The sequence below is a fragment of the Methylobacterium sp. Leaf469 genome (assembly GCF_001424745.1).
In the GTDB taxonomy this organism is placed as follows: Bacteria; Pseudomonadota; Alphaproteobacteria; order Rhizobiales; family Beijerinckiaceae; genus Methylobacterium.
Window position 1 is genome coordinate 98,653 of the sequence record NZ_LMRE01000043.1, and the last position, 21,827, is coordinate 120,479.

Consider the following 21,827-nt stretch of genomic DNA (forward strand, 5'->3'; position numbering starts at 1 on the left):
GGCCGGGCTTTCGTACGGTCGGCCTCCCGTTAGCGTCGGTCGTCGATGGGCTGCCTTCAGCCCGTGCCGTCGGAGGATGGGTCGAACGGCGTCCAGCCGGGTGCGCGCCACAGTTTCCAGCGCCAGCGCAGGGCCTTGCTCAGCCGTTCGACCCGGGCGCCGAGGAGGCCCGCCTGCGGGCGCCAGTGCGCGCGCTCCATGTAGGGCCAGAAGATCTCCGTCGCCTGGCTCCGCAAGCGTGCCGCGCAAGCCGCCGGATCGGGTTCCGGCTCACGCGCGGCGGTTGCGGCGACGGTACCGGCGAAGTCCTGCAACGCCCTCGCCGTCTGCGGGTCGATCCCTTCGGGAGCCCAGGTGCCGATCGGTGCACGCCCGGTCATCGCCGCATAGGTGACGAGGGCCAGGGCGTAGTGGCCGAGGCGCGTCGGATGAACTTGGTCTTGGATGAGCAGCGCAGTGGTTCGGCCGGCATCCTTTTCCGGCCATCCCGGAGGCGCGGACCCGTTCGCCGCCCGCTCGATCAGCGTGACGAGGGCGGTGGCGGCGGGGAGGATGGCGATGGGGTTGCCCCGCCGGGCGGCCACCGAGCGCCGGTTGGCCGCCGCAACGAGGCAGTGCCAGAGCGGAGCCGCCGCGCGCTCGTAGGCGATCCAGGCGCTCGGCTCATCCTTGTCGTCGAGGGACATCCACGGAACGTAGAACCATGTCTTGATCCCCGGATTGGCGGCAGAGGCGCAGTCGTGCAGCCGACCGAGCGCGCCGATGGTGTCGTTCCACAGGAACGCACCCATGAGGTCGTGCTGCTCGGTCACCACGAGGGTGTCGTAGAGCCCGCCTGGCCCGTCCGGGTCCGAGGCCTCGTCGGTCACGAACGCGCCGTCACGGCAGGCACGCTGCCGGATCGTCGATCCGGAGCCGTGGCGCCGGCCCCAGGCGAGCGGCTGTCCCAGGCTTGCGGCGATCCGTACGAGATCGTCGGGAATCGGCCGGTCGGTCAGGCTGTGTCCCGAGATGAAGATTCGCGCCGGAGCGGCCGCCTCGTCCGCCCGGGCCGGTCCGGTGCTCGGAGCGAAATGGCTCACGGCCAGGAGGTGAGCGGCGAGGCCGGCGGCCGCGAGACGGCGCGGACGCCGGCCCGGACGGTCACGGCGTTCCACTGCGATCGGTCCTGGTCCAGGCGACCGGCGTCCGTGCCAGGAGCCGCTGGTAGAGGACGGCGTTGCCCGCGAGGTAGGCCATGAGCGCACGTGGCCCGCCGCCGCCATGGCCCTCGGCATCCGCCAGTCGCCAGCCGGCGACGATCGCGACCATAAGGGACGCCGCACTCGCCGCACCGATGGCGAACGGCACCGGCGAAGCGCCCGCCACGGCCGCCGCGGCGGCGATCGCCACGAGGGCGGCATTGGCCAGAAGCAGCAGCGTCAGGGGCGGCACCATCGCGTCGAGCATCTGGGCCACGCATGCGCGGTCGCCGCGGCGCAGACCGGTGATGAGCTGCGGCAGCGCCGTGCGGATCTGTCCCAGATGCCCCCGCTGCCAACGCTCGCGCTGACTCGCGACGGCGGGTTGCGCCGTCGGAAACCGGCTCGTCACGAGCGCCGCGTCGCACAGCATCGGCGCGTGGCCCGCCAGGGCGCAGTCGAGGCCGAGCTTCAGGTCCTCGACGATCTCGCCGCTGTCGAGGCGGGCCTGCGCGATGATCGGCCAGGGGAAAGCCATGCCGCTGCCCGTGAGCTGGCAGGGCAGGCCCAGGGCGGCGAGTCCGCGCGGCCGGAGCGCGTTCTTCACGAAAAAGGCGAACTCCGCCACTTTGAGGCCCGGACGGGCACCGGGCGGGGCGAGGCAGAGGTAGCGCGCCTGGACGGGACGCCCGTGGGCCAGCGCTTGCCCCGCGAGGGCGTCGAGGGCGCCGGTGCCGAGATGGCAATCGGCATCGACGAACACCACCACGCGCGGCGCCGCAGCCTGCAGGTGCCGGATTCCCGCATCCATGGCGTAGCCCTTGCCGCGCGCGAACGGGTTCTGCCGTACCACCACCTCGGCGCCGGCCGCTGCCGCGACCTCCGCCGTGCGGTCGGTACAATTGTCGGCCACGACGACGAGCCGATCGTCCGGCAGCAGCTGTGCCCGGACGCTGTCCAGGGTCGCGCCGAGGTGCCGCTCCTCGTCATGCGCCGGGACGACCACTGCGAGCGAGCGCCGATCCCGCGAGGGAGGCAGGGGCGAAGGCCGTGATCGCGGCCGATGGGCGGCCGCGATCTCCAGGCAGAACAGGGCGGCGGGAATGGCCAGGATCACCGCCACGAGACCGAGGAGGCCTGACAGCAGGAAGAGCGGCACGGTCATCGGAGCCTCGCATCGTTTCGGCCCCCGAGCGGGCGCCCCGCCTCAGGGTTTGCCGATCCGAATCGCGCTCCAAGGCTTCGTCGTGCCTCAAAAGGAAGGCGTCCCTACCGCCTTCGCGTGAGACCGTTCGCCTGCATCGACCCCTTCGCCCACCTTCCGGGGACGGGCCTCTCCGGAGGGCGCATCGAAGCCGTTCAGCAACGCGCCCGATGGAACCGTCCGTAGCCGAGCATCGAGAATTCGAGGTATTCGGAAGTCGTCCGGTGAAGTGGAGATCTTTTATTGCAATAATATACCCACGATTTCGATCGCTTTTCCGCGAATGTTCGCCCGATATGCGTAGTTTGTGACCCTGCGGCTGCGTGCATCTGTGTCCAGCGAAGTCTTCGGTGCGGGGCCGGCCAACGCGACGCGGGTGGTCGGCATGCACCGCGTTCGAGTCCTTCGTGGAGCGGAACCATGCCGATCGGTCTGGCCGGCGCAGTCAGCCTGCGCGAACATTTCCTCAATGCACCCTTCGACGGTCTCGATCGGTCCGAGGTTCTCTCGCTGCTCGCTCAGGATCCGCCGCGAGACTTCGAGGCGCGATCGTTCCGCTACGTCGTCACCCCCAATGTCGACCACGTGGTCCGCCTGAGCGCGGACCCGTCCCTCGCCCCCTGCTACGAGGCCGCCTGGCTCTCGCTCTGCGACAGCAAGCCGATCCTGGTGATGTCGCGGTTGCTGACCCGCGGCGGATTTCTGCACCTTCCGGGCTCGACGCTCACCGAGATCCTGTTCCGGACCGTGATCCGCCCGGGGGATCGCATCGCCCTGGTGGTCGCCAGCGACGCCATCGCGGCGGATATGCGGGTTGCCTTCCCGGACCTCGATCTCGCGATCCTCACGGCACCGCCCGACATCGACGGCGACCCGGCGGCCTTCGCGACCTGCGTCGCTTTCGTCGCCCGCAGCCGCGCCCGCTTCACCTTCATCGCCATCGGCGCGCCGCGCTCCGAGCGGATCGCCTTCCAGGCCTCCCTCGATCCCGACGCGTGCGGAACCGCCCTGTGCATCGGCGCTGCGCTGGAATTCCTGCTCGGCCGCAAGCGCCGCGCTCCGCTCTGGATGCAGCGGACGGGCATCGAATGGCTTCATCGCCTCGCCAGCGAGCCGCACAGGCTCTGGCGTCGCTACCTCCTCGCGGTGCTGCCGTTCGGACGCCTCCTGCTGAAGGAGGGTCTCGCGCGGCTGCCGGCCCGGCGCGCCCTGCCGCCCCGGACGGTCAAGTCCTGAGCACCCGACGCTCCCCATCGGAACCACGGATCGAAGGACGTGCCGGCGATGAAGATCGCGTACCTGATGAACACCTATCCGTTGCCGAGCACGACCTTCATCCGGAGGGAGATCGAGGCGATCGAGGGACTCGGGCACCGGATCCGGCGCTATGCCGTGCGTGCCTGGCCGCAGGCCCTGGTCGATCCCCGCGATCGCGCCGAGCGGGCCGCGACGCATTACCTGCTCACCCGCAACCTGCGTGGTCTGCTGGGCGCGGCCGTGCGCGAGATGCTGGGCAATCCGCGCGGCCTCGCCCGGAGCCTCGGACCGTGGCTGACGCTCGCGCGCGCCGCTCGCAACGGGCCGGTGCGGCCGGTCGCCTACCTCCTGCAGGCGGCCTACCTTCGCCAGCGCGCGGCGGCCGAGGGGATCGACCACATCCACGTGCACTTCGCCACGAATGCCACCACCGTGGCGATGCTGGCGCGGCTCATGGGCGGGCCGAGCTACAGCTTCACCGCCCATGGCCCGGACGAATTCGAAGAGCCGGAGCGGCTGGGCTTCTCCGACAAGATCGCGCAGGCCCGCTTCGCGGTGGCGATCTCGCGGTACTGCCAGGATCGCCTCATCGGACTTGCCCGCCCGGAGGACGGTCCGAAGATCCGTGTGGCGCGCTGCGGGCTCGCCCTCGAGGAGTTCGCGGCGGTGCGCCCGCGCTGGACCGACACCCAGACCCTCGTCTGTGTCGGACGCCTCTGCGCCGCCAAGGGCCAGGTGATGATTCCGGCGGCGGTCGCGGCCCTGCGCGGACGCTTCCCCGACCTCAAGGTCGTCCTGGTCGGCGACGGCGATCGCCGGGCCGAGATCGAGGCGGCCTGCCGCCGCCACGGCGTCGCGGACCGGGTGATCCTGCACGGCTGGGCGAGCAACGCGGAGGTACGCTCCCTCGTCGCCGCGAGTCGCGCCCTTCTGCTCCCAAGCTTCGCCGAAGGCCTGCCCGTCGTGATCATGGAGGCCTTCGCCCTCGGTCGCCCGGTCATCTCGACCCATGTCGCCGGCATTCCGGAGCTGCTCGATGCGCGGTGCGGCTGGCTGATCCCGCCCGGCGACGTCGAAGCGCTGACGCAGGCGATGGAAGCGGCCCTCCTCGCGACGCCCGACGAACTCGCCGCCAAGGGTGCGGTGGGACGGGAGCGCGTCGCGCGCTTGCACGATCGCCGCGCCCTCGCCCGAACCCTGTGGCGGCTGTTCGAGGAGGCCGGCGCAATCCGTCGCCCCGCTTTCGCCGACGAACGCGCGGGTGCGAGCACCATATCGTCGGCCGGACTGGCTGATCAGGTTTGACGTCCGAGTCCGTGGTTTCGATCGAAATACTCGATGTCACCTCGACAGTAAGTATTCATACATGTAGCTGCGATGTCTGAAATTATAAATAACAAGCTGTCTAATATTCAGACGTGAGACGATTATTTATTTATAATTTATTTCTATGTTCCCGCAACGTCCATCGTCCATTCGTTGTCAACGAGGCCGGTCATGAGCGCGCAGGCTGCCGCAACGTCACAGGGCATCGCATCGCTGGCGCAGCCCTGGCTGCTCGGGGCCGAGCAAATGGGACTTCCGACCGCCGGCGAGGCGATAGGCCTCGACCGGCCGGTTGGCACGATGGTCGCGCTCGAGGCGGCCATCCTCGACGCGCTTCCCGCCAGTGCCGGACAAGCCGCACTGCTCGACGCCGGGGCCGGCGAGGCGTGCGGGCTCACCCTGCCGCGCTCGCCGCTCGACGAGACCGATCTGGCGCTCAAGCGCGGCTTCGACCTCGTGGTCGCGGCGCTGCTGGTCTTCCTGCTGGCGCCCCTCCTCGTCGCCGTCGCACTCCTGATCCGCTTCACTTCGGAGGGACCGGTCCTGTTCCGGCAGACGCGCGGCGGCCTGCACGGGCGCCCGTTCGAGATCTACAAGTTCCGGACGATGACGGTTCAGGAGAACGGCACGGCGGTGGTCCAGGCCCGGCGGGGCGACCCGCGGGTGACGCCGCTCGGTCGCTTCCTGCGCAGCAGCAGCCTCGACGAGCTGCCGCAGCTCTTCAACGTGCTGAAAGGCGACATGTCGATGATCGGCCCGCGGCCGCACGCGGTCGATCAGGAGCGGGACTTCGCCCTCCGGGTCGCCGATTACGCCCTGCGCCACCATGTCAGGCCCGGCATCACCGGCTGGGCTCAGGTCTGCGGCTATCGCGGCGAGACCCGGACCGAGGACGCCCTCGCCCGCCGGATCGCGTTGGATCTGCAATACATCGAGCGCTGGAGCTTCTGGCTCGATCTGTGGATCATGGTCCGGACCTGCCGGGCGGTGCTCGCTCCGCAGAACGCCTACTGATCCCGATCACGCGGGCTCGGGTCGAAGCCCCTCGCGGGCCTCGAACCTCCGGGTTGCCCCTGGGCGCGCGCCAAGCGGACCGCAGGGACAGACCATGTCACGCGCGACGGCCGCCGACGGTACGCGCCGCCCCGCAGCTCAGGGTCGAACCGGGAGCTGCGCGAGGACCGCGCCGGCCTGGTCCCGGATCACCAGCGACCAGCCGACCTCGTAACCGTGCAGCTCCCCCAGTACCGCGTCGGCTTCCGCGAGGGCATGGTCGAGATCGGTGACCTCGACGCCCTCCTCGTCGCGCAGGATGGTCTGGCCATCGGTCAGGTCGAAGTACAGCCGCAGTTTCGCGCCCGCCGCCGTACCGGGGTCGGCCATGGGCCGACGGCTGGAATCGGAGGCGCGCGTCATCGAGCCGGGCTCCGGGCCTGTGTCGCGAGCTTGGCCTGCGCCGCGAGATGGAGCCACAGCGCAGCGGTGGTGACGATGGTTTGTTGTACGGTGTATTCCTGCTGCATCACCATCCCGGGGTGTTCGATCAGGTATTCGAAATAGGGCATCGCGAAGCGGGCGGGATGAATGCGCCGATGGGCCGGCGCGGTCGAATCGCCCTCCGGGAAGATAGCCCAGGCCGGACCGAACAGCCATTCCGGAGAGAAGGCCGATTGAGGCCCGAACCCGTAGATCGTGATGCCGGGTGGCACCGGCACGCCCATGGCACGATGGTCCTCGTGAAGCGGATGCCGGACCTGCCGGACCCCGATTCCCGTCGTCAGGCTCAAGCCCAGCTGGTTGGTGCCGAGCAGCCCTTGCGCGGTCTGCATCATCAATCCTAGCAGCTCGGGGTTCCCGCTCAACCGGTGAGCGCGGAGGAACAGGCGGGTCATTCCTTCGCCCGGCGCGGTGCCCTGGCCCCAGCCCGCGGGCGCGTAGGGGTGCTTCATGCTGGGATAGGTCCCGCCGCGCTGAACGGCCGCGAACCCGGTCGCCTCGCGGACCAGGCCCACGTCGATCCGTGTGCGGATCTCGGGTTCGGCCTGCGCGGCCCGGGCGTAATCCCAGGCCGCATCCGCCCGGCGCTCGGCGATCCCGAACCCCGTGCTCCAGGCCTCCTCGAAGAGCTGCCCGAACGCCCGTCCCTCGCCCAGCCGGAACAGGGCCGCGGCGGCGGCGACGCGGAATTCCCCCGTCAGCCGCTGCAGCGTCGCCCGGCGTGTTTCCCAGGGCACCGCCGCGAACAGGTCGGTGCGCCGTGCCACCGCGAGGGCATCCGCATAGGCCGCGTCGGGGGCGTTGAAACCGGCCTCGGCCCAGCGCCACGCCCGCAATGCGCTTTCGCGGAACAACTCCGCCAACGCGGCCTGCCCGGCCTCGCGCAGGACCCGCGCGAGGCCGGCGGCCGCGCCGGCGTAACGGTAGGTGGCGAGGGGATCGGGGGCGTAGGCGAAGACCCTGTGGTGTTCGAGAAAGCTCGGCTCGCCGAGGAGCGGGTAGCGGGCACTCTCGATGCCGCCGCTCACGCCGCCGTCCGGCCCCTGGAGACGGCGGAAGAAGTCGAGGAGCCAGATCGGCTCGTGCAGGAGATTGGGCAGGGCGTCGGCGGTGGCGTAGATCGGATCGTCCAGCACCTCGCTCGAACGGGGCAGGCCGAAATCGGCGGTCCGGAGGTGTGGCGGAAGGCCCTCGAATACCTCGAGGAGGAGCGTCGCCACATCGACGTGCTGGATCCGGCGGTCCCAATCGCCCGCATCCATGTAGCCGCCCCAGACGTTCGACGGGGCATTCCCCCCGGTGAGCCATGCCGGCTCGGCCCCCACCTCCGACGAGGCGAACCCGTCCAATCCCTCCGTGGACCAGGCAAGCGGCATCCGGCTCCGGCGGACCGGGGCCTCGGGCGTCGGCCGGAAGGCGGCGGGGCGGCGATAGCCGAAGCGTCCGTCGAGGGCGATCCCGCTGCGGTGATTGTACAACCCCCCGATCGCGACCCGCGCCGCGCCGAGCCAGACCTCGTCTCCGACCGGGAAGGGATCGGAAACGCCGAGCCCGGGGATCCAGAGGCGGTAGCGGCCGGGGCGCTTCGGCTGCCAGGCCGAGTAGTCGAGTTCGAACACGAACGTGCCGGCGCGGTTCGCCGCATGGGCTGGCGCGACGGTGCCGCCGGTGCGGTCGGAGACCGGGAGCGGTCGGTCCGGCCTTGCCGCCACGAAGCCGTCCGGGGTCGGCTGCGCCACCGTGGCGAAGATCGGAATCCGGTCGCCGCCGAGTCCTTCGAGGGCGATCCGCTGGCCGTCCCGCAAGCCATGGGCCCGGGCCGAGACCTGTCCGTCGCGGGCCCGGAACGTGCCGATGGGTCGACGGAGGCCGTCGGCGTCCACGCTGTCGGCCAAGGGTTTGGGCAGGCCGTTGGTGGGCTCCGGTGTGTCGGGTGTGGCCCGCAGGCCGATGTCGCCGGAGAAGGCCGCCGCGCCATTCTCATCCAGGATTGCGAAGCGCTTCACCCCGTAGCGGCGAAAATCCACGGCCCCCAGGTCGGGGCCACCCGGCAGCCAGAGGGCGAGGTAGGCGGTCTTGGCGATGTCGGCCGGGGCGTGCCCGAGTTGGGTGCCGCGTAGGGCGAGGGCCCGGGTGGTGCGGTCGTCGTAGGTGAAGGCCGTCGGTGGCAGCAGGTTGCCGGGCCACGCGAGGGTGTGGGTTCCGCGCGGAACCGGGCCGTCGAGCTTGAGATAGATCTGATGGCGGAAGCTCGCGCCCGTCCGGGTCGCGCCGCCCTCATCGTAAAAGATCCCCGATTCGTAGGGCATCGATTTGCGGTAGACGGCCACCACCCGGCGGCCGCCGATCCGGCCGTAGCCCGCAGCGGCGTCGATCGCCCCCCGATCGAGGTGATGACCCGGCGGCGCGTCGCTCGAACGCAGGTGGTCGCGCTTGGGGCCGATCACCTGGGCCCACGCGTCCCCGTGCCGGACCCAGGTGCCGGGCGCCTCGGATCGGGGCACATCGAGGGCGAGGATGCGGCCCGGCACGAAGGGCGGGTCGCGCACCTCCACGGCGAGGATGTCCGGGGTGGCGACCGTGATCTCCTGAACGCTCACCAGGCCGGGAGCCGGTTCGGTCCGGGCGGGTTGAACGCTCGGGGCCGCCGCGAGGAGCAGGCTGGCGAGGATCGAGCGGGTGACCACCCTGCCCCCCCCGATGCCTGCCGGGGGGGGCAGGGTGAGTCGTGCGCTGCCCACTTTCATCGGCCATCCGGAACCCGAGCCGATGTTCCGGCCAATCCAGTATCGAGCGCGGGTGACTCGCGCGAGGACGACGCGGCCGGGCACGGTTCAGAGATACCGCCGCAGGAGTTCGGCGCGGGTGCGATAGACCGTATCCTCGTCGAACCGCGTGCCGGTGCGGGCCGCGGCCCGTATCAGGCCCGCGAGACCCGCGCGGTCGCGGTCGAGGTCCGTGAGCCCGGAAACCAACGCATTCCCATCGTCCATCCGAACGAGGCGCCCTCCTCCGTCCTGGCCTACCAGGTCCTCCGAGTAGGGACTGCCGTAGCCGATGAGCGGCGTGCCGCAGACGAGAGCCTCGATGAGACATCGCGGGGATTCGGGCGTGCGATGGCAGAACAGGAACAGGTGGGCCGCGCGCATGGCAGCCAGAAGCTTCTGGCGATCACCCTCGAAGCCGGGCAGCGCCACACAATCGGCGAGGCCGAGTTCGCCCGCCCGTGCCTGCATGGTCTCGCGCAGGGGGCCATCGCCCCACCAGGTCGCCGTGAACCGCATCCCGCTCTGCCGAGCCCGATGGAGCGCGTCCAGCCAGTCGAGCGGCCCCTTCATGGCGTCGGCCCTGCCGACATAGACGATCTTCAGCGGCTCGCCCTTCAGGAGAGCGCGGCATTTGTCCGCGAGCGCGGTCTCCGTGACGAGGTCGTCGCGGGTGGTGTGGGTGTCGTAGACACAGAACGGGTTCCGCGCATGGGGGGCGTAGGTCCGGAACGTATCCTGCCCCTGGAACAGGCCGAGATGGCTGCGCGCGATCAGGTGCTGATGGTAGCGTACCATCAGTGGCAGCGTGAGCGCGTTCTTCATGCGTCTGCGGAGCGGTGCATCCGTCCCTGTCCGGCGGATCACCTCGTGCTCGACCCGGTCGAACCAGACGGCGTAGGGCCGCCGTCGGCGGATCGATTCGAGGGCGGCGACGCCGCCCCAGTCTCCGGCGAGTGAGCCGAGGGTGTAGCAGAGATAGCGGCTTCTCCGGACGAGGTCCGTCAAGCGGCGGCGCGTCCCGGCGTACCGCGCCGCGAACGTCGCGATGCGGTAGGCCTCCGGCAGGGCGACGATGGACAGGCGATCCGCGCAGGCGAGATCGTCGACCGGACGCCAGACGGTGGAAGCCTCACCAACGACGGGCGGACCCGCGCCCGCGTCGATGCCCGTATAGGTGATCCGAGCGAAGTTCTCGCCCCAGCGATCGAGGCCCGCGCAGGTCTGATCGTCGAGGCACAGCCGCCCCCCGATCCGCCGCAACGGCACGTGGGTGACGAGAAGCACGCTGTCCGGGACCGGGTCGGAGGCCGGGAGGGCGATCGCTTCGCCGTGCGTACCGAAACCTCCGTCGCCGTTCGTGTGCGATCGCGCTGCGACGGCGAACGGGTCTCGTGCGAGAATCGTGGAATCCGATCGGTGGGACATCTGCGGTTCGCCTGCCGGTGGAGATCGGCCCGACGACGCTAGGAACGCGTAAGGATCGGCACAACACCTTCTTTGTACGCGGTGCCCGCATGGCCTCGTCCCGAAGTGGTACGATGGCCGGTGGTCCGGTCGAGCCCTCGCCGCGGCCGCCGAGCGCTCCTGCCCTGCTCGGCCGAACCGGAAGCGAAGTCATCCCTGCTCCCCTCGTGTCGCACGGGTTACGTCGCGGGCCGGAGCGCCTTGCGTTCGGGCCTTGGCGACAAGGATCGCATGGACGCCGGCATGTGTGCCCGCACTTGCACTTGATAGGCCACGCCGAGGATCAGTCCGATCGCCACCGCGAGGAGGTAAAGACTATCGCGCAACAGCAGGATGTATTCGAGGGTCGAGTGAAGGCAGACCATCAGGAGGCCGACGCCGAGGCCGATGAGCAGATCGCCCTCCGGGCCGGCTCGGCTCGGCCAACCGATCCGGAAGGTGGTGACGAGAGGGTAGCCCAGCAGAAGCACGAAGGCGACGAGGCCGAACCAGCCGGTCTCGGAGGCGGCCAACAGGTAGGCGTTGTGGACGAGGTTGTTCCGGTTGCCCTCGTTGGCGATGACGCCGGCGCGTTCCGAGTAGCCGAAGTTCTTGGCGACATAGACGTAGTGGTTCGCGCCAACTCCGAGCGGGTTGCCGAGCAGGATGGCGGTCGCTGCCCGCTCGAAGGCCGCCCGCTCGTCGTATTCCTCCTCGCGTAGGGGATCGCGTTCGAAGCGCTTCTCGAACGAGGTGACGGCGAGCGGTGCGAAGCTCAGGGCGACGCAGCAGCCGGCGATGCCGAGCAGGCCCTTGCGCAGGGTCAGATGGCGCAGGCTCGACAGCACGTAGATCAGCACGAGGCCGAGAGCCGCGTAGAGCAGCGCGGCCCGCGACGTCGTGAGCACCACGGTCGCCATGCCGGTAAGCGGTACCAGGATGGTGGCCCAGCTTCGACGGCCGGCGAGCAAGAGCGCGACTTGAGGCAGCACCGCGAGGTGGAGGACGAGGCCCAGGGTGTTCTGGTGAGCGAAGGTTCCGCTGGTTTGCACGATGCCGAGGCCGAAGCGTTGGTAGGCCGTGATGGCGCATTCGAGGACGACGCCGAGCGCCATCCCGGTCAGCAGGTTGCCCGCCACCTTCGGATCGGTGCTCGCCCGTGCCACGACGATGAGCAAGAGCGCGGCGCGGCAGATCTGCCAGAAGTAGAAGAAGGCCGCCGTGGGCTCCGCCGCCTGGCCGATCGAGAGCAGGACGGCGACGAGGTAGAGCGCCAGAATGATCGAGAAGGACGAGCGCAAGGGCGGCCGCGCGAGCCCGACATAGATCGCCAGACCGAGGAGATCGAAGGCGCTGACCTCGATTCCGCTGACGAGGCCGGGCCAGTCCGCCCCCCAGCTCAGCACTGCGAAGTCGAGCTGTGGCAGCCCCGGCTGCAGGAACGGCAGCAGGCCCATCAGAATCCACAGCCGCTTGCCGAGCACAGCACCGCCGCGGACCCAGACGGCGAACGGCACCATCATGCCGAGGCCGGTGGCGAGGATCAGCTCTTTCACCACGGTCGCTCGTTCCCGTTCATGCCATCGAATGCCTGACATTCGTGACGCGACGATAGCGGCCCACGCTCACGGGGCGTGCCTGCGTCGTTCTGAGGAGCCGGCTCACCCGAGGTCGGTAGGCCCTACGCCCTTCGGCGCGGGTTCGGAGAAGCCGTCCTGCGAATGGCGGCGTTCGCGGGCGCCGGACCCCTTCTAGGCTGACCGCCGCAGCAGCCGAGGCCGGCTGGCGAACGGATCAGGCGGGCAGGGCGACACGTGATCCCTCGGCACGCGTGATCCCGGCCGGCCGGCCGTTCTGTCTGATTTCCGGCGAGTGACTTGTTCCAGGAGCGTACCCGATGAGCACACTGACGATCTCGCGTGGCGCGATCCTCAGCGGCAGCGCGTGGATCATCGGCATCTACGGCGTCAGCGTGATCGTGCGCTTCGCCTCCAACGTCCTGCTGTCAAGGCTCATCGCGCCGGAGATCTTCGGGATGGTGGTGGTGATCCTGGCGATCCGGATGGGGGCCGAACTCCTGTCCGACGTCGGCCTCGGTCAGAACGTGGTCACCAATCCCCGCGGTGATCAGCCGGCCTTCTACAACACGGTCTGGACCCTGCAGGTGCTGCGCGGGCTGCTGCTGTGCGGGCTGTGCTGCGCCTTCGCGGGCCCGCTCGCCGAGCTCTACGGGGTGCCGGCGGCCGCCATCCAGTTCGGGGCGCTCACCCTGGCGGTCCTCGGTATGACCTCGACCTCGCAGTTCCTTCTGCAAAAACGCTTGCGCGTTCAGACCCTCACCCTGTTCGATTTCTTCCAGGATACCATCGGCACCGCCTTGATGCTGCTCTTGGTCTATTGGAGCCCGACGATCTGGTCGATCTTGCTCGGAAACCTGTTGAGCGCGCTGCTGCGCGTCGGTGGCAGCTTTCTGCTCCCCGAGGGCGGCAACCGCCCAATGCTCGACCGACGTCATGTGGGCGAGATCTTCTCGTTCGGGAAGTGGATCTTCCTCTGGTCGATGCTTGGGTTCTTCAGTCTCAACTTCGATCGTCTGTATCTCGGCAGCGTCGCACCCCTGGCGCTGCTCGGCATCTACGGCATCGCCCGCACCATGGCCGAATTGCCGGCGCTCCTCGCCGGACGGCTCGGCCACTCCCTCGTCTTTCCCCTGGTGTCCGCGGCCGGAGAGATGCCACCCGCGCGGCTGCGACGGGAGATCGGCTCGATCCGCCTCTGTTTCCTGCTCGCCGCGGCGGTTGGGATCGGGGCCGCGGCGGCGGGCGGCGATTTCGCCATCCGGGCGATCTACGACACGCGTTACGCGCTCGCGGCCGCCATGCTGCCGCTGCTGCTGCTCGGCACCTGGGCAACGGTGCTTTGCACCACGAACGAATACGTTCTGATCGGACGCGGCAAACCGCAATACGGCACCGCTGCGAGCAGCGTGAAGCTCGCCTATCTGGTGATCGGCTTGCCGCTCGCCTTCACGGCCGGCGGCATGCTCGGAGCGATCCTCATCCTGGTGACCGCCGACGCGGTCCGTTACGCGGTACTCCTCGTCGCGCAGGTCCGAACGCGCGTCAGCTTCGGCGCGCAGGATCTTCTCGCCACCGCTGTGCTCCTCGCAACGCTGTTGATGCTGACCGCTCTGCGCGCGGGGCTGTCCCTCGGAACGGCCTTCGACGGCCTGTGGCACCTGTGAGGGGGCCGCGATGATCGAGCCTGCGTGCCGGACCCCGATCCTGGGTGTCGTCGTGATCGGGCGCAACGAGGGGGAGCGGCTGCGAGCCTGCTTCGAATCGATCGACCGCACCATTGGTCCCGTGGTCTACGTCGATTCCGGCTCGACCGATGGCAGCGTCGCCCTCGCGGAGAACCTCGGCGTCGCCGTCGTTGTTCTCGATACGGCCCGGCCTTTCACGGCGGCCCGGGCGCGCAACGCCGGTTTCGCGAGGCTGCGGGATCTCGCGCCAAGCCTCGCCTTCGTGCAGTTCATGGATGGCGATTGCGCCCTCGTGCCGGGCTGGCTCGGCGCGGCCCACACCTCTCTCTCGGCACGCCGCGATGTCGCCGTCGTCTGCGGGCGGCGGCGGGAACGCCACCCCGACCGTTCCGTGTTCAATCGCCTGTGCGATCTCGAGTGGGACACCGCCCCCGGGGAAGCCCTGGAATGCGGTGGCGATTTCCTGGTTCGCACCGAGGCCTTCGCGGCAGTGGGCGGCTTCAACGGTGGCCTCATCGCCGGCGAGGAGCCGGAACTCTGCGTCCGATTGCGCGCGCGAGGCTGGCGGATCTGGCGCCTCGACGCCGAGATGACCTTGCACGACGCCGACATCACGAGCCTGCGTCAGTGGTGGTGGCGCATGGTCCGCAGCGGCCATGCCTTCGCCCAGGTCGCACGGGTCCATCGCGGCTCGCCCCACGCCATCTGGCGGGCGGCGGTGCCGCGGGCGGTCTTCTGGGGCGTGGGCCTGCCGGTTCTGAGCGGCCTCGGCGTCTTCGTCCACCCCGCTGCGGCCCTGCTCACGCTGCTCTACCCGGTCCAGCTCTGCCGCATCGCGCGCCGCCGGAGCGTCGCCGGACGGGGGGCTTGGGCCTATGCGGGCTTCACGCTCCTGGGTAAGCTCCCGGAAGTCTTCGGAATCGCGACGTTCTACGCAAATCGAATGAGCCGACGCTCGGCAGCCTTGATCGAGTACAAGTGACCGGGAGACTTGTGACCGGGAGACTTGCCGAAGTTCGCTGCGGGCATGAACCCCCGCCGTGTCACCGCCATGCGACGCCCGTGGTGTCGCTCGTCGCGGATTGAGGACGCGGGGGCCCTTTCGTGGCCAAATCGAATCCCAACAAGCGCCTGGAACACCCTGGACGATCGACAACCGCACGCGAATGGACATCGAAAGTCAGGATTTCTCACGAACGAAGGCTGTATCTTGCGGCTTGATGCCACAACTCGACATTCGGATCCGTGGCTCTATCCCCTCCCGACAGGAAAGCTTATCGATACGCTTTTTCCCATAGTAATAATACCGATTAACATATGCGAAATCGTGTTTTTTTGTGGCGAATTACAGTGGATGGGCAGGTCCATCAAATGTGAGGATACGCAGTGGCTAGCATTTCGGGTACGAATATCGGCGACCAGCTCACTGGAACGGCCGAGGACGACATCATCCTCGGTTTGCTGGGGAACGATACGATCACCGATCCGGGTGGCTTCAACCGGATCGACGGCCAAGACGGCAACGATTCGATCTTCGGCGGGCCGAACGTGGATTACATCGCTGGCGGTCCCGGCGACGACCTGATCCGGGGCGGCGCCGGTTCGGACCAGATCATCGGTGAGGCTGGCAACGACACCATCTACACCGATGATGGAAATGATTACGCCGCCGGCAATCCTGGTGACGACATCCTGTATGGGGGCGCCGGCAACGACTTCCTTATTGGCGAGGCGGGACGAGACCAGGTCTTCGGCGAGGCTGGCAACGATCTCGTTGCCGGCGGGGACGATGACGATCTCGTCGATGGCGGTGATGGCGACGACTACGTCGATGGCGATCTTGGCAACGACACGTTGTTGGGGGCCGCTGGTAACGATACGGTTTTCGGCGACTTTGGCGACGACAGAATGTCGGGCGGCTCCGGCACCAACACGCTCGACGGTGCGGCCGGGTACGATACGGCGGTCTTCAATTTCAACTTCAGGGATGCGGGCGTCATCGACTCCGCCGGGTCGCTGGCGAAGATCTCCGGAACCGGCAGCTCTGACACGGTCAAGAATACGGAGGCTTTCGAGTTTCAGGACAGGACCATCGTGCAGGCCGATGGGCAGCCCGGCGTGGACGATCTGTTCTACCTCAGCCGGAATGGCGATGTGTTTGACGCCGGTCTCGATGCCGATGCGCATTTCGCCGAGTACGGATGGCGTGAGGGACGCGATCCAAATGCCTTCTTCGACACCAAGGGGTATCTCGCCGCCTACGGCGACGTCGCCGCTGCGGGGATCAATCCCCTCGAACATTACCTGACCTATGGCTGGAAGGAGGGACGTGACCCGTCCGCGAACTTCGATACCAAGGCTTATCTTGCGCAGAACGGCGACGTCGCTGCAGCCGGGCTCAATCCGCTTCAGCATTTCCTCGAGTACGGCGCCGGCGAAGGTCGTGCCGTGGTTGCGGGGGATGGGGCCTTCGCTCAGGCGGCCGGGGTCGGCATCTACGTCTGACCTCGAGCTTTTGCTTCAGTAGGCAGACGACGGTCCCGCAGCTCTCGCGGCTGCGGGACCAGACTTGCGCCCGAATCCGCTCGACCGAGGCACACCGCCGATGCCTCGCGCTGTCGAACGTATTTGATGGCAACCCCCTCGCGAAAGACCGTGACGATGCAGAAGGACTCCGCCGAGTTGGTTTCGGCACTGTCGCGGTGCCGTACGGCATTTCTCGGCGTGGCCGCCATGAGCGGTTTCGTGAACGTGCTCTATCTGACGGGCTCGTTCTTCATGCTCGAAGTCTATGATCGCGTCATTCCCAGCCGATCCGTGCCGACTCTCGTCGGCCTCTGTGCCCTCGTTCTCGTGCTTTATGGCTTCCAGGGGCTCCTCGAGACCCTGCGCGCCCGGGTGCTGATCCGGATCGGCGCGGCCCTGGACGAGGCTCTCAGCGCGCGCGTCTTCGACATCGTCGTGCGCGCGCCCCTCAAGGGCGCCACCCCCGGCGATGGCCTCCTGCCCTTGCGCGACCTTGATGCCCTGCGCGCCTTCCTCGGCGGGTCCGGCCCGTCCGCCTTCTTCGATCTGCCCTGGATGCCGATCTATCTGCTGATCTGCTTCCTGTTCCATCCGCTCATCGGGGTCGCCGCGGTGGTGGGAGCGGCCGTGCTCGCGACCTTCGGCCTCCTGACGGATTGGGCGACGAAGCATCCGGCGCAGACGGCAACCGGCCACGGCCTGCGCCGCAACGGCCTGGCAGAGGCCGGGCGCCGCAATGCCGAGGTTCTGGCCGCCATGGGCATGCAGGGACGCCTCGCTGCACGCTGGACCGGGGCCAACCGCGACTACATGCGGGCCCAGCAGCACGCCTCCGACGTCGCCGGCGGGTTCGCGGCTGCGTCCAAGGTGTTCCGCATGGCCCTGCAATCGGGCGTGCTCGCGATCGGCGCCTATCTCGTCATCAACGGCCAGGCCAGTGCGGGCATCATCATCGCGAGCTCGATCCTGGTGGCGCGAGCGCTCGCTCCGGCCGAACTCGCCATCGCCAACTGGAAGGGTTTCGTCCAAGCCCGGCAATCCTGGGCGCGCCTGTCGGAGCTCTTCGCCCGCATGCCGGCGAGCCGCCAGCGCCACGCGCTGGCGGCTCCCAGCCGATCCCTTCAGGTCGAGAGTCTCAGCGTCGCCCCTCCTGGCACTCCGCGCCTTGTGGTCCAGGACGTAAATCTCAGCCTCCAGGCTGGCCAGGGGCTCGGCATCATCGGGCCGTCCGCCTCGGGCAAGTCGAGCCTGGTCCGCGCCCTCGCGGGCGTCTGGCCGGCGGTGCGCGGCAAGGTCCGCCTCGATGGGGCGGCGCTCGACCAGTGGTCGGCCGACGACCTCGGAGTCCATCTCGGTTTCCTGCCCCAGGAGGTGGAGCTGTTCGCCGGCACCATCGCCGAGAACATCGCCCGCTTCGACCCGCTGCCCCCCTCCGGGGCGGTGATCGCCGCGGCGCAGGCGGCGGGCGTGCACGATCTGATCCTGCGTCTTCCCGAAGGCTACGACACCCGGATCGGCGATGGCGGGGCGGGCCTGTCTGCGGGCCAGCGCCAGCGCATCGGGCTGGCGCGTGCGCTCTACGGCGACCCCTTCCTGGTGATCCTGGACGAGCCCAACGCCAACCTCGACGCCGAGGGCGAGAATGCCCTGACCGAGGCGATCCTCGGCGTTCGACGGCGCGGCGGTCTCTGCATCGTCATCGCCCATCGGCCGAGCGCGCTCGCCGCCGTCGACCTCATCCTGATGATGGCGGAGGGGCGAGCCCAGGCCTTCGGCCCCAAAGACGAAGTGCTGAAGCGCGTGCTGCGCCCGGCGCCCGTTCTCGTGGAGACGCGTCCCGCCGACACCCGCGCCAAGGCCGGCGCCCTGCAGGAGCGTGCCTGATGGATCTCGCGCTCCCCTCCACGGGTCCCGCCTCCCCGGGGCCGCCTGCCGCCACCGAGAAGTCGATCGCGCGGGAGTCGATCCGCCGCCATCTCGTCGTCGGCCTCGTCTTCAGTCTGCTCCTGGTGGTGGGGGTCGGCGGCTGGGCGACGTTCACCGAGATCTCGGGTGCGGTGATCGCGCCAGGTCAACTCGTGGTCGAGTCCGATCTGAAAAAGGTGCAGCACCCGACGGGCGGTGTCGTCGGTGAGTTGCGGGTACGCGAGGGCGCCCGGGTCCAGGCCGGCGACATCCTCATCCGCCTCGACGAGACCCAGGTCCGGGCCAACCTCGACATCATCCTGAAGGCGCTGGACGAGCTGTCCGGCCGCCGCGCCCGCAACGAAGCCGAGCGCGACGGCGCCACCCACATCACCTTCCCGCCCGAGTTGCTGGCGCGCGCCGGCAGCGACCGGGCGGTAGCCCACCTGATCGATGGGGAAACCCGGCTGTTCAGTGCCCGCGTCGCCGGGCGCGCGGGTCAGAAGGCGCAGCTGCGCGAGCGAGCACAGCAACTTCGCGAAGAAATCAAGGGCCTTTCCGAGCAGATCGCGGCCAAGGCGCGCGAGGTCGGGTTCATCACCGGCGAGCTGCAAAGCGTGCGCGAACTCTACAGCAAGAACCTGGTGCCCCTCGCCCGCGTCAATGCCCTTGAGCGGGATGCCACCCGGCTCGATGGCGAGCGCGGACAGCTCATCGCCGCGACGGCCTCCGCGCGTGGCAAGATCGCAGAGACCGAGTTGCAGATCCTGCAGATCGATGGCGACATGCGGACGGAGACCGGAAGGGATCTCGCCGAGATTCGGGGCAAGTGGTCGGAATTCGTCGAGAAGCGGGTCGCGGCAGAGGATCAGCTCAAACGCGTCGACCTCCGCGCACCGCAATCCGGCATCGTGCATCAGATGACCGTGCACACCATCGGCGGGCTGGTGACGCCCTCCGAGCCTGCCATGCTCATCGTGCCAGAGGCCGACCAACTCGCGGTCGAGGTGAAGATCCAGCCGCAGGACATCGACAACGTCCGCCTCGACCAGCCGGCCGTCCTTCGCTTTCCCGCGTTCAACCAGCGCACCACGCCGGAGATCGGCGGCGTGGTGAGCCGGGTCTCCGCGGATGTCAGCGTCGATCCGAAGACGGGTTCGAGCTACTATACCGCCCGGATCCGTGTGCCCGAGGACCAGCGGCAGCGGCTCGGCAGCGTGCGCCTCGTGCCCGGAATGCCCGTGGAGAGCTTCGTGCAGCTCGGGGATCGTTCGGTGTTGAGCTACCTGCTCAAGCCGTTCTCCGATCAGGTCGCCAAGGCGTGGCGCGAGCGGTAGCGGTGTCTGGTGCCGCCGATCAGGGGGCGATGCTCGATCCCTTTCTCGGCGCCCGGGAGACCAGACGATAGAATGTCCCGATCGCGACCACAAAGACGGCCAGACCGATGAGGGGGGTGAAGGGGGTGACCCCGGGACCTGTGATCGCCAGGGAGGCGCTGCGGCCGGTGAGGGTGTCCGCACCGGCCAGAAGTACGCCGATGAAGCTCTCCCCGACGAGGAAGCCCGAGGACAGGAGCACGCCGCGACGGCGCACCGCCTCGTAAGCGTCGTCCGTGGCCGACGTGCGACCCTCGAACCCGCTCCGAAAGGCCCGCTCGCTCAACCAGGCGATGACACCCCCGATGGCGATCGTGACGACGACGTTCAGCGGAAGATAGATCCCGATTCCCACCGTCAGAGCGGGAAAGACGCGTCCGCTTCGGCGCAACCAAGCCTCGAAACCCACGAGCAAGGCGCCGAGCCCCATGCCCGTGAGCACCATGGCCCAGGGCAGCTCGCCGTGAACGATGCCGCTGGCTATCTGCGTCATCAGGGCTGCCTGTGGCGCCGGCAGGGCCGCGGCTTCGTCCATGCCTTCCCGCGGCAGGGCGCCGACGAAGCCATAGGCGTTGTAAAGGAGCGCCAGCAGGGGTGCGATGACCAGGGATCCGACGCCGACACCGACGATCAGCACCGACTCCTGTCGCCAGGGCGTCGCGTCGACGAGCTGGCCCGTCTTCAAGTCCTGCAGGTTGTCGTTGGCGATGGACGCCATGGTGACGATCACCGCCGCGATGAAAAGGGCGAGGCCGATGACGAACCGGTCTCCCTCGGGTCCCGCCGCGCGGCCAACCACGAGGGGCAGCAACAGGGCCACCAACATCGTGGTGAGGATGCCAATGCCGGAGATCGGACTCGATGACGAACCGAGTAGACCCGCAAGGTAGCCGCACGCCGCCGCCATGAGAAAGCCGAATGACACGGTGAACACCGTCGCGGCGAGGATCAGCACCGGAAGCAGGCCGGCGAGTTCGGCACCCATCGAGAACTGCCCGAACAGCAGGGCCAGTGGAACGGTCAGCGCGGCGGCCGCTCCGACGACCCAGGTAATGGGAATGTCCCGCTCCTGGCGCGGCAGTTCGCTGAGTCCTCGGCCGGTACCGCGCGCGGCCTTCAGGGCGGCCCGGACGCTGGCGAGGATCGGTCCCACCAGGGTCGCCACGGTCCAGGCGCCTCCGACCGCGATGATGCCCGCCCCGATCAAGCGCACCTGCCCCGACCAGACCGCTTCCGCCGCGGCATCGGGCGCGAGCCCGCCCTCGGGCGCGAACGCCGTCATGAACGGGACGGCCAGGCCCCAGGCGATGATCACGCCGGTGAGCAGGGCGAGGCAGGCGCCGATGCCGACGAGATAGCCGACCCCGACGAGGGCGAGGGAGAAGCCGGTCCCGACGCGAAACAAGGCGTGGCCCGCCTGCAGGGTCGTGTGGAGGCCCTCACCGAGAAGGCGCAGGCCGCTCGTCCCGAACGCGATCAGGGCCGCCGCGCCGCCGGCGCCGAGCAGGTCGCGCAGGCCGGAGCCCCCGGCGCCGTGATCGCCCGATGTGTCACCGGCTTTCAGTACCTCGGCAGCGGCGGCCCCTTCCGGGAACGGCAATCCCGCTTCGGCCACGAGCGCCCGCCGAAGTGGGATCGAGTAGGCGACGCCGAGCAGTCCGCCGAGGAGACACACGCCGCTCGTCTGCCACAAGGGAAATCCGTTCCAATGTCCGATCAAGATCAGGCCCGGCAAGACCAGGATGACGTTGCACAGCGTCCCTGCCGCCGAGGCTTGGGTCTGAACGATGTTGTTCTCCAAGATGGAGCTGTCGCCGAACAACCGCAGCAGTCCCATCGATAGCATCGCGGCTGGGATCGACGACGAGAACGTCATTCCCGTCTTGAGGCCCATGTAGACGTTGGCTGCCATGAACACGACCGTGATGGCGGCCCCGAGCAACAGACCACGAAGGGTCAGCTCACGGGACCGGTCCGCATGCGTGCGATGTCGGCCGGTCTGAGCATTCATCGATCAAACCTTCCCGTGCGTCCGATGCACCGCCATCGGCCGATCGCTCGGCGGCCCGCCCCGGATGT

General features: G+C 68.8%; 15 protein-coding genes. 8 read left to right on the forward strand and 7 right to left on the reverse strand.

What is annotated here, in order from left to right; translation table 11 throughout:
• Positions 1 to 56 precede the first annotated feature (56 nt).
• Entirely contained in the window at positions 57 to 1,157 is a 1,101-nt protein-coding gene (locus ASG60_RS18660) for a hypothetical protein (protein WP_056387087.1), read from the reverse strand.
• A complete protein-coding gene (locus tag ASG60_RS18665; RefSeq protein ID WP_056387089.1) occupies positions 1,144 to 2,346 on the reverse strand; it encodes a glycosyltransferase family 2 protein in 1,203 nt (400 codons plus the stop codon). The genes ASG60_RS18660 and ASG60_RS18665 overlap by 14 nt, the downstream gene beginning before the upstream one ends.
• A 459-nt stretch (positions 2,347 to 2,805) precedes the next feature.
• Here ASG60_RS18665 and ASG60_RS18670 point away from each other — a divergent pair, with 459 nt between their 5' ends.
• The 3 genes from ASG60_RS18670 to ASG60_RS18680 all read left to right on the forward strand — a co-directional run bounded on the left by ASG60_RS18670 (position 2,806) and on the right by ASG60_RS18680 (position 5,982).
• A complete protein-coding gene (locus ASG60_RS18670) occupies positions 2,806 to 3,621 on the forward strand; it encodes a WecB/TagA/CpsF family glycosyltransferase (protein ID WP_056167279.1) in 816 nt (271 codons plus the stop codon).
• Between the two features lie 48 nt (positions 3,622 to 3,669).
• A complete protein-coding gene (locus ASG60_RS18675; RefSeq protein WP_082531834.1) occupies positions 3,670 to 4,947 on the forward strand; it encodes a glycosyltransferase family 4 protein in 1,278 nt (425 codons plus the stop codon).
• Between the two features lie 192 nt (positions 4,948 to 5,139).
• The gene (locus tag ASG60_RS18680) at positions 5,140 to 5,982 is read left to right on the forward strand and encodes an exopolysaccharide biosynthesis polyprenyl glycosylphosphotransferase (RefSeq protein WP_056387091.1); all 843 of its coding nucleotides are present in this window, start codon (positions 5,140 to 5,142) and stop codon (positions 5,980 to 5,982) included.
• 138 nt (positions 5,983 to 6,120) lie between these two features.
• On the opposite strand, the gene ASG60_RS18685 is transcribed toward ASG60_RS18680, so the two are convergent.
• The 4 genes from ASG60_RS18685 to ASG60_RS18700 form a co-directional block, all read right to left on the reverse strand.
• A complete protein-coding gene (locus tag ASG60_RS18685) occupies positions 6,121 to 6,384 on the reverse strand; it encodes a hypothetical protein (protein ID WP_244473121.1) in 264 nt (87 codons plus the stop codon).
• A complete protein-coding gene (locus ASG60_RS18690; protein WP_056387093.1) occupies positions 6,381 to 9,212 on the reverse strand; it encodes a glycoside hydrolase family 9 protein in 2,832 nt (943 codons plus the stop codon). Before ASG60_RS18690 ends, ASG60_RS18685 begins: the two co-directional genes overlap by 4 nt.
• A gap of 87 nt (positions 9,213 to 9,299) precedes the next feature.
• Positions 9,300 to 10,658 carry a glycosyltransferase gene (locus ASG60_RS18695; protein WP_082531835.1) on the reverse strand — a complete coding sequence of 453 codons (1,359 nt, stop codon included), beginning with the start codon at positions 10,656 to 10,658 and terminating at the stop codon, positions 9,300 to 9,302.
• Positions 10,659 to 10,876: 218 nt separating this feature from the next.
• Positions 10,877 to 12,232 (reverse strand): O-antigen ligase family protein, encoded by a 1,356-nt coding sequence (locus tag ASG60_RS18700; RefSeq protein WP_162244810.1) that lies wholly within the window; start codon positions 12,230 to 12,232, stop codon positions 10,877 to 10,879.
• A gap of 341 nt (positions 12,233 to 12,573) precedes the next feature.
• Here ASG60_RS18700 and ASG60_RS18705 point away from each other — a divergent pair, with 341 nt between their 5' ends.
• From ASG60_RS18705 to ASG60_RS18725, 5 genes are all read left to right on the forward strand, one after another.
• On the forward strand, positions 12,574 to 13,920 hold the full coding sequence (locus ASG60_RS18705; RefSeq protein ID WP_056387097.1) for an oligosaccharide flippase family protein: 1,347 nt from the start codon (positions 12,574 to 12,576) through the stop codon (positions 13,918 to 13,920).
• A 10-nt stretch (positions 13,921 to 13,930) separates the two neighbouring features.
• Entirely contained in the window at positions 13,931 to 14,923 is a 993-nt protein-coding gene (locus tag ASG60_RS18710) for a glycosyltransferase (RefSeq protein WP_056387099.1), read from the forward strand.
• Positions 14,924 to 15,327: 404 nt separating this feature from the next.
• A complete protein-coding gene (locus tag ASG60_RS18715) occupies positions 15,328 to 16,446 on the forward strand; it encodes a calcium-binding protein (protein WP_056387101.1) in 1,119 nt (372 codons plus the stop codon).
• Positions 16,447 to 16,602: 156 nt separating this feature from the next.
• Positions 16,603 to 18,351, forward strand: a complete 1,749-nt coding sequence (locus tag ASG60_RS18720; protein WP_156398956.1) for a type I secretion system permease/ATPase — start codon at positions 16,603 to 16,605, stop codon at positions 18,349 to 18,351.
• Entirely contained in the window at positions 18,351 to 19,709 is a 1,359-nt protein-coding gene (locus ASG60_RS18725; RefSeq protein ID WP_056387104.1) for an HlyD family type I secretion periplasmic adaptor subunit, read from the forward strand. Before ASG60_RS18720 ends, ASG60_RS18725 begins: the two co-directional genes overlap by 1 nt.
• A 19-nt stretch (positions 19,710 to 19,728) precedes the next feature.
• On the opposite strand, the gene ASG60_RS18730 is transcribed toward ASG60_RS18725, so the two are convergent.
• A complete protein-coding gene (locus ASG60_RS18730) occupies positions 19,729 to 21,759 on the reverse strand; it encodes an oligopeptide transporter, OPT family (RefSeq protein WP_056387106.1) in 2,031 nt (676 codons plus the stop codon).
• Between the last annotated feature and the right edge of the window lie 68 nt (positions 21,760 to 21,827).

Coding starts and splice junctions, on each gene's coding strand:
- ASG60_RS18665 (WP_056387089.1), bottom strand. CDS start 2,346: ATGACCGTGCCGCTCTTCCTGCTGTCAGGCCTCCTCGGTCTCGTGGCG.
- ASG60_RS18670 (WP_056167279.1), top strand. CDS start 2,806: ATGCCGATCGGTCTGGCCGGCGCAGTCAGCCTGCGCGAACATTTCCTC.
- ASG60_RS18675 (WP_082531834.1), top strand. CDS start 3,670: ATGAAGATCGCGTACCTGATGAACACCTATCCGTTGCCGAGCACGACC.
- ASG60_RS18680 (WP_056387091.1), top strand. CDS start 5,140: ATGAGCGCGCAGGCTGCCGCAACGTCACAGGGCATCGCATCGCTGGCG.
- ASG60_RS18685 (WP_244473121.1), bottom strand. CDS start 6,384: ATGACGCGCGCCTCCGATTCCAGCCGTCGGCCCATGGCCGACCCCGGT.
- ASG60_RS18690 (WP_056387093.1), bottom strand. CDS start 9,212: ATGAAAGTGGGCAGCGCACGACTCACCCTGCCCCCCCCGGCAGGCATC.
- ASG60_RS18695 (WP_082531835.1), bottom strand. CDS start 10,658: ATGTCCCACCGATCGGATTCCACGATTCTCGCACGAGACCCGTTCGCC.
- ASG60_RS18705 (WP_056387097.1), top strand. CDS start 12,574: ATGAGCACACTGACGATCTCGCGTGGCGCGATCCTCAGCGGCAGCGCG.
- ASG60_RS18710 (WP_056387099.1), top strand. CDS start 13,931: ATGATCGAGCCTGCGTGCCGGACCCCGATCCTGGGTGTCGTCGTGATC.
- ASG60_RS18720 (WP_156398956.1), top strand. CDS start 16,603: ATGCAGAAGGACTCCGCCGAGTTGGTTTCGGCACTGTCGCGGTGCCGT.
- ASG60_RS18725 (WP_056387104.1), top strand. CDS start 18,351: ATGGATCTCGCGCTCCCCTCCACGGGTCCCGCCTCCCCGGGGCCGCCT.
- ASG60_RS18730 (WP_056387106.1), bottom strand. CDS start 21,759: ATGAATGCTCAGACCGGCCGACATCGCACGCATGCGGACCGGTCCCGT.